The following is a 16,729-nucleotide window of genomic DNA, read 5'->3' as shown; positions in this document are numbered from 1 at the left end:
GGCATTCGGCCCCCGGCGGCGGGTGTGATGCGCATTTTTGCCGAACCCGCCATCCCCTGCCGGTGGCCGGCGGTGGCGCGTCCGATACGGGCCGGGAGGTTTCGTCTCAGACCGCCTTGCTGGCCGCGGCGAAGTCCGCGAGCATGCGGTCCACGTCCGGTTCCAGGCCGGTGAAGCGCGCGAAGGCGTGGGCCGCCTGCATCACCGCCATGCCGCCGCCGTTCAGCGTGGCGCAGCCGATGGCCCTGGCGGCCTTAAGCAGCTCGGTTTCGAGCGGGAAGTAGATCACGTCCGAAACCCACATGTCGCGCGTGAGCAGGGCGGGGTCGAACGGCAGGCCGGGGTGGCTCTCCATGCCCACGGGCGAGCACTGGACCACGCCGTCGGCTTCCGCGATCGCTTCGGCCGCGGTGGCGGAGGCGATTACTTCGGCATCGGGGAACAGGGCGGCGAGGCGGCTGGCAAGCGCTTCGGCGCGTTCGGCGGCAGGGTCGAAGATCGCCAGCCGCTCCGCGCCGAGGTCGAGATGGGCATAGCCCACGGCCGAGGCCGCGCCGCCGGCGCCGATCATCGCCGCGCGCCCGCGCGGCAGCACGCCCAGCGCGGCGAGGAAGCTGGCGCGGTAGCCCGACCAGTCGGTATTGTCGCCGATCAGGCGCCCGTCACGCAGGAGCACGGTATTGACCGCGCCCAGCTTGGCAGCGGCTTCCGATAGTTCGTCCATCAGCGGCAGGACGGCCTGCTTGAAGGGGTGAGTGACATTGGTGCCGTCGAAACCGAGCGCGACCAGCGTGTTCAGCAGGGGGCCGAGGTCATCCGCGCCGAAACCGATCACCTCGCTGTCGAGGATGCGGTAGGCCAGCGGCAGGCCCAGCGCCCTGGCCTCGGTCTCGTGCATGGCCGGGCTGCGCGAGCCGCCGATGCCCGAGCCGATCAGTCCGCAGATCTTCGAGGTTCCTGGCGCGAATGCGCGAAGCGAAGGGCGCGCGGCGGCCGGGAGCACGGGAGACTGGAACATGAGGCGGGTCCTTGAGAGCGGCAGAGGCGGGACGGCAGGCGGGACGGCAGGGGGGACGGCAGGGATCGCGGCGTGAGAGCTTGGCTCAGGGCTGGCCGGGCATGCGGATCAGGGTGACGGCGAGGCCGGCCAGCACCGCCGGGACGGCGAAGATCGCGAAGATCGCCGAAAGCGGCACTTTCTCCGCCAGCAGGACGCCGCCCAGCATGGGGCCGATCACCGCGCCGATGCGGCCGATACCCATCGCCCAGCCCAGCCCGGTGCTGCGGACTTGCGGCGGGTAGAAGCTGGTGGCCAGCGGATAGCAGCCGTTGAAGCCGCCCTGGATGAAGGCGCCGATGAAGAAGGCGGTCAGCAGCGTGGCGGCGATGGTCATGGACACCGCACCGAACACGACGAGGGCGGCCGCGGCGAGCACCATGTAGAGCAGGATCAGGCGGCGCAAGTCGATGCGGCTGGCGATCAGGCCGATCGAGGTGATGCCGATGAAGGCGCCGATGTTGTAGACCGCGCCCGCGTAGATCGCCTGGGTGGCGGGAAGCCCGGCCTCCACGGCGAGCTTGGGGATCCAGCTGATGACGAAGTAGAGCGTCATGAAGCCGAAGATCGTGGCGGTCCACAGCAGGATCGTGCCCGAAGTGCGTCCTTCGCCCAGCACGCCGCGCAGGCCCACCGAATGGGCTTCGGCCTGGCGGCGCTCGGGCAGGGCCTCCAGCGTCGGGCGGCCGAGCGAGGCGAGCAGGCGGTTGGCCTTGGCCAGCGCGCCCCTGGGCTGGTGGGCCAGCAGGAAGTCCACCGATTCGGGCAGCAGCGTCCAGACCAGCGGCAGGGCCAGCAGGCAGAGCGTCGCCGCGCCGAGCAGCATGGCCTGCCAGCCGTGAGCGTCGATCTGGTGAGCGACGATGAAACCGGTGATGGTTGCGCCGACCGGGTATCCGGCCTGGAGGAAGCCCACGGCGAACGTGCGGTGGCGGGCCGGGGCATATTCGGCCGTCAGCGCGGCCATGCTGGCCAGCACCGTGCCGATGCCGATGCCCACCACGAAGCGCGAGAGGATGAGTTCGGCGATCGAGGCCGCCAGGGCCGATCCGAACATGGCCACCGTCATCATCACCAGCGAGGCGATGATCAGCTTGCGGCGGCCGAACCTGTCGGCCAGCGGCGCGATCAGCAGCCCGCCCGCGGCCATGCCGGCCAGGCTGGAGCTGAACACCACGCCCAGGCTCTCCGGGCTGACTTTCCAGTCGGCGGAAAGGGCGGGGGCGACGTAGGAGAGGATGAGCACGTCCATGCCGTCCAGCATGTTCAGCAGGAAGCAGATGGCGACCACGAGCACTTGCCGCGGCGTCCAGCCGTCGACGTTCTGCGAGGCGGATTCGCCGACAGTCACGTAAGGACGCACGGACACCGATCCGGCGGCGGAATAGCTGGCCATGGTAACGCCTTTCCCATCCTCAGCGGCGCTTGCATCGCGCCTGTTGTCGTCCGGCGGCCCGGCGCCGGGACATTCGTGAACCTTTCGGGGCCGGAACCTGGCGGTCCAAACCTTTGCGAGCGGGATCACGGTGTTTGATCCGGGGGCGCTTTGCCAGACATTGCGGGACTGTGACTTATAGCGTTATGTTATGGGAGATGCCTCTTGGGAGGTTCATCAGCATGTTGCGGGCGATCTCCTCGAAGGTCTCGCCCACCAGGGTTCGCGCCACGTCCAGGTTGCGGCTGACATAGACCGGCAGCAGGCCCGGCGACTCGAACTCCAGGAAGCGCACGGTCTCGGCATGGGGCTGCATGGCGGTGAAGCTGTCCACCAGCGCGATGCCCATGCCGTGAGCGACGAAAGCCACGGCCGTTTCTGCAAAGCGGATATAAGTGGAGACTTCCAGCTGCTCGCCGGCTTCCTCGTACATCCTGGCGATGATGCGGCCATGGGGGGTATCTTCCCGGAACGACTGGATCGGCTCTCCGCCCAGGTCCGCCACGGTGATCCGCTCGCGGTCGGCCAGGCGATGGCCGGCCGGCACGGCGCAGACCATGCGGCCGTTGCCGATGCGGCTGGACAGGACATTGGGGTGATCGATGGGAAACACCGTCAGCGCATAGTCGCCGCGCTGAAGCGCCAGCCAGTCGTCCGCCTGCTCCACCGAGAGGATGTCGAACTGGATGGTGAGGCCGGGGTAATTGGTGGTCAGGCGCGAGAGCATCTGCGGCACCACCGAATGGCCCAACGAGGGCGAGGCGCCCAGGCGGAAGGTGCGATCCTCGCCCTTGGCCAGGCGGCGCACGACATGCTCCAGGTCGTTGAAGCCCTTGTAGATCTGCTCGATCTCCTCGAACAGCACGCGGGCTTCGGACGTGGGCACCAGCCGGCCGCGCGTCCGGTCGAACAGGCGGAAGTGGAGCTTGTCCTCCATATGACCCAGCATGCGGCTGAGGCCGGGCTGCGACGTGCCCAGCATGCGCGCGGCGCCGCTCACCGTCTTGGTGATCATCACCGCGCGGAAGATCTCGATCTGCCTGATGGTCAGCATGGTTCCGGCTAGCACGCGCCGGAGCCCGCGCCAACCGGCGTCATGGGCGGCCGGTCAGCGGCGGCCCCGGCCTGTCAGGGCCTGCGGCGCCCGCGAACGAGATAGAGCGTGCCGCCCAGCAGGTTCCAGCACAGGCAGGCCAGCAGGGTCTTGGTGGGCAGGCTGGCGAAGAGATAGAGGCAGCCGAGGATGGTCGCGCCGCCCACCACGATGCCGGCAGGCACGCGGAAGGGGCGGGGCGCGTCCGGCTCGCGCTTGCGCAGGACGATCAGGCAGGTACCCACCGCGGCGAAGGCGATCAGCGTGCCGGCGTTGGCCAGCGCCGCGATTTCCGAGATCGGCAGCACGCCGGCCAGGATCGCCACGATCACCGCCGTCATCGTCGTCACCCTCAGCGGTGTCCCGCGCGAGGAGAGCTTCGCCAGCGAGGCGGGCAGGAAACCGTCGCGCGCCATGGCCAGGAAGATGCGGCTCTGGCCGTAGAGGAAGCCCAGCAGCACGGTCGGCAGCGCGATCACGGCGGCCACCGCGACGATATGCGCCACCGGCGCGCGGCCCATTTCGCGCAGGATCAGCGCCAGCGGCTCCGGGCTGTCGGCAAAGCGGGTGAAGGGCATGGCGCCGATCGCGGCGGCGGCGACGAGAACGTAGACGAGGGTGCAGATCGCCAGCGATCCGATGATGCCGATCACCAGGTCGCGGCTGGGATTGCGCGTTTCCTCGGCGGCGGTGGAGATGGCGTCGAAGCCGTAGAAGGCGAAGAAGATGATCGCGGCGGCGGCCATGACCCCGCGCTCGACACCGTCCGGGCTCATCGACTTGCCGAAGCCGAAGGGCATGAAGGGTTGAAGGTTCGCCGCGTCGAAGGCGGGCAGCGCCACGGCCACGAACAGGCTGAGCGTCAGGATCTTGATGACCACCAGCACGGTGTTCACCCGCGCGCTTTCCTTTGTGCCGAAGGCCAGCAGGCCCGCAACCACGGCGATGATGACGATGGCAGGCAGGTTGACCAGCCCGCCCAGCTCCGGCCCCTGGGTAAGCGCCTTGGGGAAGCCCACGCCTTGCAGCAGCGGCGCGGCATAGCCCGACCAGCCGACCGCCACGGTGGAGACCACCAGCGAATATTCCAGGATCAGGCTCCAGCCGACGATCCAGCCCACCGTACCGCCCAGCACCTTGTGGCTGTAGCTGTAGGCGCTGCCGGCGGTGGGCATCATCGTCGACAGTTCGGCATAGGCGAGCGCGGCACAGGCGCAGATGGCGCCGGCAATGGCGAAGGACAGCAGAACCGCCGGTCCCGCGCGGTCCGCCCCCACGCCGATCAGCGTCAAGATGCCGGTGCCGACGATGGAGCCGACCCCCAGCGCAAGCAGGTGCGGCCATGACAGTGTTTTGGGGAGGGCAGCCGGCGCCGTGGCGGGAGCGGTCATGGCAGTCTTTGTCCTTCTCGGGTCGTGGTTCGATCTAGCACTCGCAGGCGCACGCGCAAGTTCGCTCGCTTCCGGCCTATGCGAGGGAGAGGCTCTGTCATCGATAATGTCGATGCAAATAGATCAAATCAATTCATTTCAGAGATGCTCACCGATATGCGAGAGGCGGGTTCGAGAAGAGAAGATCGGGCTGCACGAATCCGGGTGAGAGCGATGACCGAAAGGCCGGACACGGCCTGATGCAAGCCGGCGGGGCGATCCCGCGGACCATCGACGCTCCTGCTGCCACTCGATCCTCTCCGGCCTTGACCGAGGAGTTTCTGAGCATGTCCGGCAGGACGACACCCGCAGCCCCGCTCGTTCCGGACCTGAACGTCCTGGTGATCGGCGGCGGCATTGGCGGCCTTTCCGCGGCCATCGCGCTGCGCCGCAAGGGACACCGCGTCACCGTGATCGAGCGCGATCCCACCTGGTCGGTCTACGGGGTGGGCATCATCCAGCAGTCCAACGTGGTGCGCGCCATGGACCAGCTCGGCGTGCTCGATGCCTTCCTGGACGCCGCCTGCGGCTTCGACGCGGTGGAGATCTACATTCCGGACGGCAGCCGCGTCGCCCGCATTCCCACGCCCACCCTGGTCGAGGGCAAGCCTGCCAACGTCGGCATCGGCCGCCGCGCCTTGCAGAAAGTGCTGGGAGACAGCGTGAGGGCGCTGGGCGCCGAAATCCGTCCTGGCGTAACGGCCGAGACGCTCGATCAGGACGAGACCGGCGTATCGGTGCGCTTTTCCGACGGCGGAGAGGCGCGCTACGATGTCGTGATCGGCGCTGACGGTGTCTATTCGCAGACTCGCCGCATGGTCCTGCCCGAGGCGGAAAGCCCCGAATTCACCGGGCAGTCGGTCTGGCGCTACAACTTCCCGAGGCCCAAGGGGCTCGACGCCCTCCACGTTTACAACGGCCCGACCGGGGTGGGGCTGGTGCCGATGTCGGCCGAGACCATGTACATGTACGCGACGACGCCGGAGCCGGGCAATCCGCGCTATCCGGTCGAGGGCCTGGCCGCGACGATGCGCGCGAAGCTGGGGCAGACCGCGCCGGCGATCCGCGCGCTGGCCGAGGCGATCACCGAGGATGCGGAGGTCGTCTATCGCCCGCTGGAAGGCATGATGGTCCATGGGCCCTGGCACGCCGGACGCGTCGTCCTGCTGGGCGATGCCGTGCACGCCACCACGCCGCATCTGGGGCAGGGCGCGGGCATGGCGATCGAGGATGCGATCGTGCTGGCCGAGGAACTCTCCGCTCATGCTGATCCGGAAGCGGCCTTCGAGGCCTATCGCGCCCGCCGCTACGACCGCTGCCGCTACATCGTCGAGGCCTCGCTGGCGATCTGCCACGGCCAGATCGGCAAGGCGCCGCCCGTCGACAATCACAAGGCCACCGCGGAGATGTTCGCGGTGGTCAGCCAGCCCATTTGACCATTTCATGCAGGGAATTGCAGCCATGAGCCGAGTGACCGAAATCCGCTACGTCGGATATGGCGTCGAGGACTTCGACGCCGAACGCACATTCTACACCGAGGACTGGGGCCTGGTGGAAGTCGGCGCGAACCAGGACTTCGCGTGGTTCAAGACGCACGGGCATGACGAGCATCACGTCGTGCGCCTCCACAAGTCGGATGCCAACCATGTGGAAGTGATCGCTTTCGCCGCCGACACGCGCGAAGACGTGAATGCCCTGCACGACAAGGTCGTGGCGGCCGGCTGCAAGGTGATCTTCGCCCCGCGCGAAATCGATGCGCCGGGCGGCGGCTATGCCTTCCGCTTCTTCAGCCCTGACGGCCTGCCGTTCGAGATTTCGGCCGGGGTCGAGACGCTGGGCAAGCGGGCGATGGAGCGCTGGGAAGGCATGCCGGTGAAGATCAGCCACATCGTCATGCACTCGCCCGATCATCAGGCGCTGGTGGGCTTTTTCACCGATGTGCTGGGCTTCAAGGTGAGCGACTGGCTGGGTGATTTCATGTGCTTCCTGCGCTGCAACGAAGCCCATCACCGCGTGGCCATCCTGCCCGGGCCGCCGTGCCTCAACCATGTGGCCTACGACATGCTCTCGGTCGACGACATGATGCGCGGCGTCCACCGCCTGAAGCAGCGCGGCACCGATTTGCGCTGGGGGCCGGGTCGCCACACCGCGGGCAACAATACCTTCAGCTACTTCACGACGCCCGCCGGCTTCGCGGTCGAGTACACCTCGGAGCTGGAAGAGGTCGATTTCGAGACCCACCAGCACAAGGTGCATATCCCCGGCCCGCAGGTCATGGACCAGTGGGGCATCGGCGTCGGCGGCCCGCAGACGATGCCGCATCCCGCGCCCGACGCGCGCCTGTTCCAGCCGGCGGACGCCTGATGAAGCGGGGCCTGTCGGTCGCGGCCCTTGCCGCTTGCGCTCTCGCGCTGGTTTCGGCCCGCGCGCCGGAGACGCTGACGACGCGCAACCGCGCGGTGGTGACCGACTTCGCCCGCCTCTTCTACACCGAGCGCAAGGTACGCGCGGCCTTCGAGCGCTATGTCGCGGCGGACTATATCCAGCACAACCCCGGCATTCTTGACGGGCGCGAGGCGGCGATCGCCATGCTGGAGCCGAAGTTCTCCGCGCCCGGCGCCTCGTTCGATGTGAAGCGCATCCTCGTCGATGGCGACATGGCGATGATCCACCTTCGCGGCCGCCCTTCGCCGGACAATCCCGGCGGGGCGGTGGCCGACATCTACCGCCTGAAGGACGGCAGGATCGTCGAGCACTGGGACGTGCTCCAGCCGATCCAGACGCAAACCGTCAATCCGCACCCCTATTTCTGATTACAGGAGCCCCCTTTGGCCCTCTTCGAATACTTTCCGAACTACATCTGGAATCTCTCGGTCTCGATCGCGATGGAATCGGGCGCGCAGCTCGGTGAGATCATCGACATGTGCCAGCCGATCCGCGACGCGGCGGCAGGCGGCGCCGATGCCGGCACGCCGCAGTTCATGAAGGCCTGGGCGGCGATGGGCGACAAGCTGCTGGAACTCGCCGCGGAGGATGAGGCGAAGGGCCGCAAGTTTTCCGCATCGAACAAGCTGGAGCGCGCCTCGCTCTACCTCATCACCGCAGAGCGGATGCAGGGCCACGGCCATCCCGGACGCAAGGAAACCTATGCCCGGGCGCGCGCGGCGTTCGACCGCTCGACCGCGCTCGGCAAGATCAACCGCGAACGCGTGGAGATCCCGCTGGAAAACGGCACGATGCCGGCGCTGTTCACCCGCGCGCCGGGAGCAGGCCGCAAGCCGGTGGTGGTGTTCTGCAACGGCCTCGATAGCTGCAAGGAACTGCTCTACTGGACGCGCCTGCCGCAGGAACTGGCGCGCCGGGGTATCTCCACCCTCTGCGTCGACCAGCCCGGTTCGGGCGAGGCGCTGCGCCTGCAGGACCTGCCTGTCGATCCGCACTCGGAAAGCTGGGCGAGCAAGGCAGTGGACTGGCTGGAGCAGCAGGCGGACGTCGATCCGGCGCGCATCGGCATGACCGGCATCTCGCTTGGCGGCCACTTCGCCCCGCGTGCGGTCGCCTATGAGCCGCGCTTCGCCTCAGGCGCGGTCTGGGGTGCCAACCACAACTGGCGCGAAGTGCAGGACAAGCGCATGGCGCGCGAGGGCGAGAATCCGGTGCCGCACTACTGGGCGCACGTCCACTGGGCCTTTGGAGCCGAGGATCAGGACGACTTCCTGGCCAAGTCCGAAGCGATGAACCTCAATGGCCATATGGACCGCATCAAGGTGCCGTTCCTCGTCACTCACGGCGCCAGGGACCGCCAGATCAGCGTCGATTATGCCGCGGATCTCCACGACCAACTCGTCAACTCGCCGCGCCGAGAGAAGGTGATTTTCACGCCCCGCGAAGGCGGTGTCGAACACGTCGGTGCCGACAACATGGCTTATGGCCGCGACCTGATTTCGGACTGGTTCGCCGAGACGCTCGGAGGAGAAACCGCATGACCCGCCGCTTTGTCGACCTCTCGATCTCGCTCTGCAACGACGTGGTCAGCGATCCGCCGTTCCTGAAGCCGGAGATCACGTACCAGACCCACATGGACACCGCGCCGGAGCTGGACATGTTCTTCCCCGGCGTCACCGCCGAGGACACGCCCGACGGCGCCGGTTTTGCCGCGTCCGAATGGGTGAAGCTGACCACCCACAGCGGCACGCACCTTGATGCGCCCTATCACTTCCACCCGACCATGAACGGCAAGGATGGAGAGCCCGAGCGTTCGATCACCATCGACGAAGTGCCGCTGGAATGGTGTTTCCAGTCCGGCGTGAAGCTGGACTTCCGCCACTTCCCCGATGGCTACGTCGTCACGGCGAAGGACGTGGAAGAGGAACTCGCCCGCATCGGCCATGACCTCAAGCCGCTCGACATCGTCCTCGTCAACACCGCTGCCGGCAAGGCGCTGGGCGAGCCGAACTACGTCAACCGCGGCTGCGGCATGGGTTACGAGGCTACGATGTACCTCACGACCCGCGGTGTGCGCGTGACCGGCACCGATGCCTGGTCGTGGGATGCGCCGTTCAGCTATACCGCTGAAAAGGTGAAGGAAACCGGCGATACCTCGCTCATCTGGGAAGGCCACAAGGCGGGCCGCGACATCGGCTATTGCCACCTCGAAAAGCTGCACAACCTGGAAGTGCTGCCGGGGCACGGCTTCACCGTCTCGTGCTTCCCGCACAAGATCAAGGGCGCTTCGGCTGGCTGGACGCGCGCCGTCGCGATCTTCGAGGACTGACCATGCGTCTTGCCACGGTGGAAAACGGGCGCCCCGATGGAGCGCTGATCGTCGTGTCGCGCGACGGCGCGCGCTGGCGGGCGACGCCGGGGTTGACGCTGCTCTCCGCGATGGAGGACTGGGCCGCCGCCGAGCCTGCCTTGCGCAAGCTTGCAGACATGCTGGAGGCGGGCGGCGGCGGAAAGCTCGACCCCGGCCGCCTTCGCGCGCCCTTGCCGCGGTCCTGGCAGTGGCTGGACGGATCGGCCTTCGGCACGCACGGCGAACTCATGCAGATCGCCTTCGGGCTGCCTCCCGTCGATAGCGACCGGCCGCTGATGTACCAGGGGATGTCGGACCGCTTCCACGGCCCCCACGACCCGGTACCTTTCGCAGACCCCGCCCACGGCATCGATTTCGAGGGCGAATTCGGCGTGGTCGTCGATCACGTGCCGATGGGGACGCCAGCCGCCGACGCGCTGAAGCACGTCCGGCTCGTCGTCCAGATCAACGACTGGTCGCTGCGCACGATCGCGCCGGTCGAGATGAAGACCGGCTTCGGCTGGGTCCAGGCCAAGCCCGCTTGCGCCATGGCGCCTTTCGCGGTGACGCCCGGGGCACTGGGCGCGGCTTGGCGGGACGGCCGGGTCTGCATGGACCTGCTGGTCGACCTCAACGGCCGGCGCTTCGGCGCGGCAAGCGGCGCCGCGATGGACTTCGGTTTCCACGATCTCATTGCCCATGCCGCCCTGACCCGCGATCTGGTCGCAGGCACGGTGATCGGGTCGGGCACCGTGTCCAACGCCGATTACGCGCAAGTGGGATCGAGCTGCATCTCCGAAGTCCGCGCCATCGAGATCATCCGCGAGGGCAAGCCCGCCACCCCGTTCATGGTCCACGGCGACCGGGTCCGCATGGCAGCCTGCGACAGCACCGGCTGGATGCCGTTCGGCGTCATCGACCAGGCCGTGGTCCTGAAGGGAAGCCGGCCGGGCTGAGAGGCCGGCGGCGGCGGTATTCTTGCCGCTTGCAAACCATTACCTAAAAAGCGCAAGAATCCACGCGTTCATTTGGCAATCGTTTTCCGCTTTCACGGGCCTTGCAAGAACAGTCCTGCAAAAGAACCTCTTCGGTTGTAATTCCGCCGAGTCCGAAACTGACGCCTTTCTTCCACTCTATAAAGCCTGATGGATATCTCGTTCGGCTGGAATTCCCGCCGCTCGGGCGACAACTCAGGGGTGGGGGAATCCGAATGGAATGGTTCAAGGCCAACGCGCCGATCAGACTGAAATTACTAATCGCTTTCAGTAGCTTCGTCATCCTCGTCGGACTGTCGGGAGGCGCTGGGCTGCTGGTGGGCGTAAGTGCCGCGCACTGGGTGGCGCTGGGCGCGACCGCGCTGGCGGTGGTCCTGGCCGTGGCCTACCGCGAGGCGATCGCCGGGCCTTACGTCACCACCGTGGTGCGCATGGAGGGCCTGGCTTCGGGCGATCTCGATAGCCCGATCGAATTCACGCACTACCGCGACTGCGTCGGCCGCCTGACCCAGGCGATGTTCCAGTTCCGCGCGACCGCGCAGGCGGAAATCGCCTCGAACGGCGAGGCGCAGCGCAATTCCGTCGTCGTGCAGGGCATGGCCGAAAACTTCCGCCGCTTGTCTGAAGGCGACCTTTCCTGCGATATCGTAGAGGACTACCCGGCCGAATACGCCGCGCTCAAGGCCAGCTTCAACGAAGCCCTGGCCAGCTTGCGCGGCCTGCTCGGCTCGGTGAAGGCCAGCACCCAGAACAGCCTCACCGGATCGCGCGAGATCGCCCAGGCCTCCGAGGACCTGGCCCGCCGCACGGAGGGCAATGCCGCCAGCCTGGAGCAGACGGCCGCGGCGATCCAGCAGATCGACGACCGCCTGCGCGCCACGGCGCAGGCCGCCTCGCGCTCGCTCTCCACGTCGGAACAGGCGATGGGCGCGGTGCTGGAAGGCCGGGCGCGCACGGACGCCGCGGTCCAGGCGATGAACCGCGTGAGCGACAGCGCCAAGGGCATCGACGGCGTGATCGAGGGGCTCGACAAGATCGCCTTCCAGACCCGCGTGCTCGCCATGAATGCGGCGGTAGAGGCCGGCCGGGCCGGCGATGCCGGGCGCGGTTTCGCGGTGGTGGCGGACCTCGTCTCGGCCCTCGCCATGCGCGCCGAAGAGGAATCGAAGCGTGCCCGCGACCAGCTGGGCGTGACCCAGACCGACATCGAGGCGGCGGTCGATGCCGTGGAGAAAGTGGACTCCGCGTTCGGCGTCATCTCCTCCTCTGGCGAGGAAGTGACCCGGCTTGCGGGCCAGATCGCCGCCGACAACGACGCGCAGGCCGCGGCGATCGGTGAAATCAATACGGCAGTGGGGGCCATGGACCACGCCACCCAGCAGAATGCGGCGATGGTCGAGGAAACCTCCGCCGCTGCTCGCAATCTGACCTCGGAAATCGCCGCACTGGCGGCCGAGGCCGATCGTTTCCGGATGGGACCGGCGACCCCGGGCCTGCGGCTGATCGCGCGCCACGGCTGAGCGGTTCCACCGCGGATACGCGAAGGCTCCCCGGTCGGTGCGACCGGGGAGCCTTTTTTCGTCAGCGCCGTATCAGCGTCAGATCAGGGACAGGCCCTTATCAGCGCCAGGCCAAGCCGAGCGCCTTCTGGATGGCCACGTAATCCGATGTGAGCGCGGCGCGGGCCGTCACCAGGTTCTGCTCGGCGCTGCTGCGGTCGCGGCGGGCGTTGAGCACGGCGACGCGGGTGGCGGTGCCGGACTGGAAGCGCTGGTCGGTAAGGCTCTCCGCCATCGCCGCCTTGTCGCGCGCGCGGGCCAGCGCGGCCACGGTGATGCGGCCTTCGCGGTAGCGCGCCAGCGAATCCTCGGCGTCGCGCAACGCGGTCAGCACGGTGCCGCGGTAGCGGGCCTCGGCCTCGTCGCGCACGGCTTCGGACTGGTGGACCTTGGCCTTGCTGCGGCCGAAGTCGAGGAAGCTCCAGCTCAGTTGCGGCGCGGCAAGGGCGGTGAAGTCGTCCAGCTTGCCAAGGTCGCTGATCTTCGTGCCGCCGATGCCGATCAGGCCCATGAACGAGAGGCGCGGGAAGCGCGCGGCTTCGGCCTGGCCGATCTTGGCGGTATCGGCGGCCAGCTCACGCTCGGCCGCGCGGATGTCGGGACGGTTGGCGATCAGCCGCGCGGGGTCGCCCACGGGCACTGTCGCGGGCGGCAGCGGGATCTCCCCGGCGGCGGCCAGGGCAGCGTCGAGCGCGCCCGGTTCCTGCGCGGTCAGCACCGCCAGCGCGTTCATGTAGGCGTCGCGCTCGGCGGCGAGCGGGGCGATCTGGGCGCGGGCGGAGGCGAGCTGGCCTTCGGCCTGGGCCACTTCCATCGCGGTTGCGGTGCCGCGTTCGAGCCGCTGGCGCGTGAGGGTGAGCGCCTCTTCCTGCCAGGCGATCGACTGCTGGCCGAGCGCGATGCGCTGCTGACGGTCGCGCAAGTCGAGGTAGGACTTGGCGACATTGGCGGCGATGCTCACCTGCACGTCGGCCAGGCTGGCCTCGGCGCCCTCGATGCCGGCACGCGCGGCTTCCACCGCACGGCGCTGGCCGCCGAACAGGTCGACTTCCCAACTGGCGTTGAAGCCCAGGTTGTAGAGGTTGAGGTCGGTGCCGCTGCTGCCCCCGCTGCTGTCGCTGCCGCCGCTGCTGTCACTGCCGTCACTGCTGCCGAAAGCCACGCCGGGGACATGGGCATGGGCGTACATGGCCGAGGCGCTGACCTTGGGCGCGAGGTTGGCGCGCTCCTCGCCCAAGGCGGCGCGGGCCTGGCGCAGGCGCGCCTCGCCGGCCTTGACGTCGGTATTGCCGGCCAGGGCGCGGGCGATCAGATCGTCGAGCAGCGGATCGCCAAGCGGCTTCCACCAGTCGGCGACCGGCGGCGCGGCCGTGACCGCACCGGCATCGGCGCGCACGAAGGCGGCGGCCGTGGCGCCGTCGGAGGCGGCCCTGGGCGGGCCGGCATAGTCGGGACCGACCGTGCAGCCGGCGAGAGTGACCGTCAGAGCCCCGGTCATCAGGGGCAGCAGAAGGATGGAACGCATGGTTTTCCTCAATGTCCGGTCGCCAGCGGCGCATTCTTGGGCAGCGGGCGAAGGAACAGAACGAGCGGAATGACGAAGACGATGCCCACCGACATCATCCAGAACATGTCGGCATAAGTCATCGTCAGCGCCTGGATCTGGATGGTCGATTCCAGCGATCGCAGCACGCCCGGTCCCTGCGCGGCGACATAGTCCTGCACGGAGACCGAATTGGCGTTGAGCGTTTCTTCCAGGCGCCGGGCGTGGAGCCAGAGGCGCTGGTCCTGGATCACCGCGATGCCGGCCAGGGCGAAGGAACCGCCCAGGTTGCGCGCCGCGTTGTAGAGGCCCGAGGCATCGCCCGCCTCTTCCCTGGGCACCGAGCGGATCGCCGCCTGGTTCAGGAACATCATGCAGAACACCGTGCCCATGCCGCGCATGAGCTGGGATTCCACGAAGTCCGCGCCATCGGAAAGCGGCGTCAGCCCGGTCTCCAGCAGGGCGCTCAGCGCCAGTACGGAGAGGCCGAAGCCGACGGAGAGGCGAATGTCGACGTTGCGGATCAGCCAGGGCGTAATCGGCATCATCAGCATGACCGGGATGCCGGAAAGCATCACCACCTGCCCCGATTGCAGCGAATTGTATCCGGCGATCGTCGAAAGGAACTGCGGGATCACGTAGGATGTGCCGTAGATCACCATGCCCACCACCGTGACCATGGCGACGACGCTGCCGAATTGCCGGTTCAGCAGGAGCTTGAGCTGGATCACCGGCTTGCGCGCGAAAATCTGGCCCAGCGAGATCAGCACCATCCCGAACACCGATACCGCCGTCAGCGAGATGATGAGGCCGGAGGAGAACCACTGCTCGCGCTCGCCTTCCTCCAGCACCACGGTCAGTCCGCCCAGGCCGAGGGCGAGGCCGAGAATGCCCATCCAGTCCGCCTCGCGGATGAGGCCGAGGTTGGATTTCTGGTGCGGGATGGCCACCAGCAGCAGCGTCGCCAGCGCGATGCCGACCGGCAGGTTGAGAAAGAAGGCGTAGTGCCAGCTGACGTTCTCGGTCAGCCAGCCGCCCAGCACCGGGCCGACCACCGGCCCGAGCAACGCGGTCGCGCCGAACAGGGCATTGCCGATCGGCTGCTGGGCGCGGGGCAATCGTGTCGCCACGATGGTCATGGCGGTGGGGATCAGCGCGCCGCCCGTGAAGCCCTGGCCCACGCGGCCGACGATCATCATCGGCAGCGTGGTCGAAAGGCCGCACATGATCGAGAACAGGGTGAACAGCGCCGAGGCGACGAGCAGCAGGGTGCGAAGGCCCAGCAGGCGTTCAAGCCAGCCGGACAGCGGAATGATGACGATTTCGGCCACGAGATAGGCCGTGGCGATCCAGGTGCCTTCGGTACCGCTGGCGCCGATCTCGCCCTGGATCGTGGGCAGCGAGCTGTTGACGATGGAGACGTCCAGCGTCGCCATCAGCGCGCCCAGGGTGCCCGCGGCCACGGCCAGCCAGGCGGCGGCATCGGCGCGCTGCTCGGTTTCCGGCGGCGCCGGCGGTTCGGCCGGCGACCGGGCCGGGGACGAAACGGAAGCGGATCCGCTCACCGGTTATCGTCCCGGCGTGCCTTTTCCTGCTTGGCCACGGCGCCCTGGGTGCCCTTGGCGGCCAGGGTGTCGACCGTGACGGTGACCGAAAGGCCGGGCACGAGGACGCGGCGCGCCTCGGGTCCGGCGTCGATGGCGATGCGCACGGGCACGCGCTGGACGATCTTGGTGAAGTTGCCGGTCGCATTCTGGGGCGGCAGCAGGGAGAACTGCGCGCCCGTGCCCGGCGAGATGGATTCGACGTGGCCGCGGATCTTGGTGCCGTCCAGCGCGTCCACCTGGATGGTCGCGGGCTGGCCGGCGTGCATCAGGCCGATCTGCGTTTCCTTGAAGTTGGCGGTGACGTAAAGCTTGGTCAGCGGCACCACCGACATCAGGCGGGTGCCGGCCTGCACGAACTGTCCGGTGCGCACGGTACGGTCGCCGATGCGGCCGTCGATGCTGGCCTTGAGCACGGTGGAGCCGACATTGACATGGGCGGCGGCCAGCTGGGCGCGGGCGGCTTCGCCCTGGGCCTCGGCCTGGCGGATCTGGGCCTTGAGCGAACCGATCCGGCGCTCGGCCGAAAGCACGGCGGCGCGCTGCGCATCGGCGGCGGCGCGGGCCTTGGCGGCCTGATTGCGCAAGGAGGCGAGCTGCTGCTTCGTTTCGGCGCCGCTGGCGGCCAGCGGGGCATAGCGAGCGGCCTCGCGCTCGGCGTAGCGGGCGTCTTCCTCGGCCGAGGCCAGCTGGGCGCGGGCCTGGGCGATGCCGGCTTCCTGCTCGCCGATGCCGGCGCGCACGTTATCGGCATTGGCCTTGGCGACGTCGATCTGCGCCTGGTACTGCTCCGCCTGGGCATTGTAGTCGCGCGGGTCGATGCGGACGAGCGGCTGGCCGGCCTTCACGTCCTGGTTGTCGCCGACGAGCACGTCCTCGACATAGCCGGAGATCTTGGGCGAGATGGTGACCGCGTCCGCCTGGATATAGGCGTCGTTGGTGTCCTGAAGGTACTTGCCTCGCGTTTCGTAGTGAAGCAGCCAGGCGCCGCCCGCGACGATCACCACCAGCACCCCGACGAACAGCGCACGGCGCACGCCCGGGCGCTTGAGCGCGGAAGGCCGGTTCGCGGTTTCGGCTGCCGGGGAGGCGCCGGATTCGCTGTCGGGAGCATTCTGGGGACCTTCGTGCGACCCGCTCACATCGTTTGCCATCAATCGTTACTCATGCCTTATTGCTGCATCGCAGCAGTGATGGACATGCACTTGCACCCGCGCG

Annotated in this window: 14 protein-coding genes; 7 read left to right on the top strand and 7 right to left on the bottom strand. The window is 68.0% G+C overall.

Annotated elements, in window-relative coordinates:
• Positions 1-106 precede the first annotated feature (106 nt).
• From ACZ1J6_RS00145 to ACZ1J6_RS00130, 4 genes are all read right to left on the bottom strand, one after another.
• Entirely contained in the window at positions 107-1,018 is a 912-nt protein-coding gene (locus ACZ1J6_RS00145; RefSeq protein ID WP_431568806.1) for a shikimate dehydrogenase, read from the bottom strand.
• A gap of 85 nt (positions 1,019-1,103) precedes the next feature.
• Positions 1,104-2,453: an MFS transporter gene (locus ACZ1J6_RS00140; RefSeq protein ID WP_132267701.1), complete on the bottom strand. Its 1,350-nt coding sequence runs from the start codon at positions 2,451-2,453 to the stop codon at positions 1,104-1,106.
• A gap of 175 nt (positions 2,454-2,628) precedes the next feature.
• Positions 2,629-3,546, bottom strand: a complete 918-nt coding sequence (locus tag ACZ1J6_RS00135) for a LysR family transcriptional regulator (RefSeq protein WP_132267699.1) — start codon at positions 3,544-3,546, stop codon at positions 2,629-2,631.
• A gap of 74 nt (positions 3,547-3,620) precedes the next feature.
• On the bottom strand, positions 3,621-4,976 hold the full coding sequence (locus ACZ1J6_RS00130; protein ID WP_465127311.1) for an amino acid permease: 1,356 nt from the start codon (positions 4,974-4,976) through the stop codon (positions 3,621-3,623).
• A 326-nt stretch (positions 4,977-5,302) separates the two neighbouring features.
• Between ACZ1J6_RS00130 and ACZ1J6_RS00125 the strand changes: the two genes are divergently transcribed.
• From ACZ1J6_RS00125 to ACZ1J6_RS00095, 7 genes are all read left to right on the top strand, one after another.
• Positions 5,303-6,451: an FAD-dependent oxidoreductase gene (locus ACZ1J6_RS00125; RefSeq protein ID WP_431568809.1), complete on the top strand. Its 1,149-nt coding sequence runs from the start codon at positions 5,303-5,305 to the stop codon at positions 6,449-6,451.
• Between the two features lie 25 nt (positions 6,452-6,476).
• A complete protein-coding gene (locus ACZ1J6_RS00120) occupies positions 6,477-7,379 on the top strand; it encodes a VOC family protein (RefSeq protein WP_465127310.1) in 903 nt (300 codons plus the stop codon).
• Positions 7,379-7,828, top strand: a complete 450-nt coding sequence (locus tag ACZ1J6_RS00115; RefSeq protein WP_132267691.1) for a nuclear transport factor 2 family protein — start codon at positions 7,379-7,381, stop codon at positions 7,826-7,828. The genes ACZ1J6_RS00120 and ACZ1J6_RS00115 overlap by 1 nt, the downstream gene beginning before the upstream one ends.
• A gap of 15 nt (positions 7,829-7,843) precedes the next feature.
• The gene (locus ACZ1J6_RS00110; protein ID WP_431568811.1) at positions 7,844-9,001 is read left to right on the top strand and encodes an alpha/beta hydrolase family protein; all 1,158 of its coding nucleotides are present in this window, start codon (positions 7,844-7,846) and stop codon (positions 8,999-9,001) included.
• Entirely contained in the window at positions 8,998-9,789 is a 792-nt protein-coding gene (locus tag ACZ1J6_RS00105; RefSeq protein WP_465127309.1) for a cyclase family protein, read from the top strand. Before ACZ1J6_RS00110 ends, ACZ1J6_RS00105 begins: the two co-directional genes overlap by 4 nt.
• Before the next feature lie 2 nt (positions 9,790-9,791).
• Entirely contained in the window at positions 9,792-10,766 is a 975-nt protein-coding gene (locus tag ACZ1J6_RS00100; protein WP_465127308.1) for a fumarylacetoacetate hydrolase family protein, read from the top strand.
• 254 nt (positions 10,767-11,020) lie between these two features.
• A complete protein-coding gene (locus tag ACZ1J6_RS00095) occupies positions 11,021-12,325 on the top strand; it encodes a methyl-accepting chemotaxis protein (protein ID WP_465127307.1) in 1,305 nt (434 codons plus the stop codon).
• 100 nt (positions 12,326-12,425) lie between these two features.
• On the opposite strand, the gene ACZ1J6_RS00090 is transcribed toward ACZ1J6_RS00095, so the two are convergent.
• From ACZ1J6_RS00090 to ACZ1J6_RS00080, 3 genes are read right to left on the bottom strand one after another with little or no spacing between them, the layout of a single operon-like run.
• On the bottom strand, positions 12,426-13,889 hold the full coding sequence (locus tag ACZ1J6_RS00090) for an efflux transporter outer membrane subunit (RefSeq protein WP_465127306.1): 1,464 nt from the start codon (positions 13,887-13,889) through the stop codon (positions 12,426-12,428).
• A gap of 8 nt (positions 13,890-13,897) precedes the next feature.
• Positions 13,898-15,472 (bottom strand): MDR family MFS transporter, encoded by a 1,575-nt coding sequence (locus ACZ1J6_RS00085; RefSeq protein WP_465127305.1) that lies wholly within the window; start codon positions 15,470-15,472, stop codon positions 13,898-13,900.
• Complete coding sequence (locus ACZ1J6_RS00080) at positions 15,469-16,665, bottom strand: HlyD family secretion protein (protein WP_465127304.1); 1,197 nt, start codon at positions 16,663-16,665, stop codon at positions 15,469-15,471. Before ACZ1J6_RS00080 ends, ACZ1J6_RS00085 begins: the two co-directional genes overlap by 4 nt.
• Positions 16,666-16,729: the final 64 nt, after the last annotated feature.

The organism is Novosphingobium sp. BL-S-21 (assembly GCF_055521655.1).
Note: the sequence above shows the minus strand (reverse complement) of the source record. Positions and strands in the feature narration are given on the sequence as shown.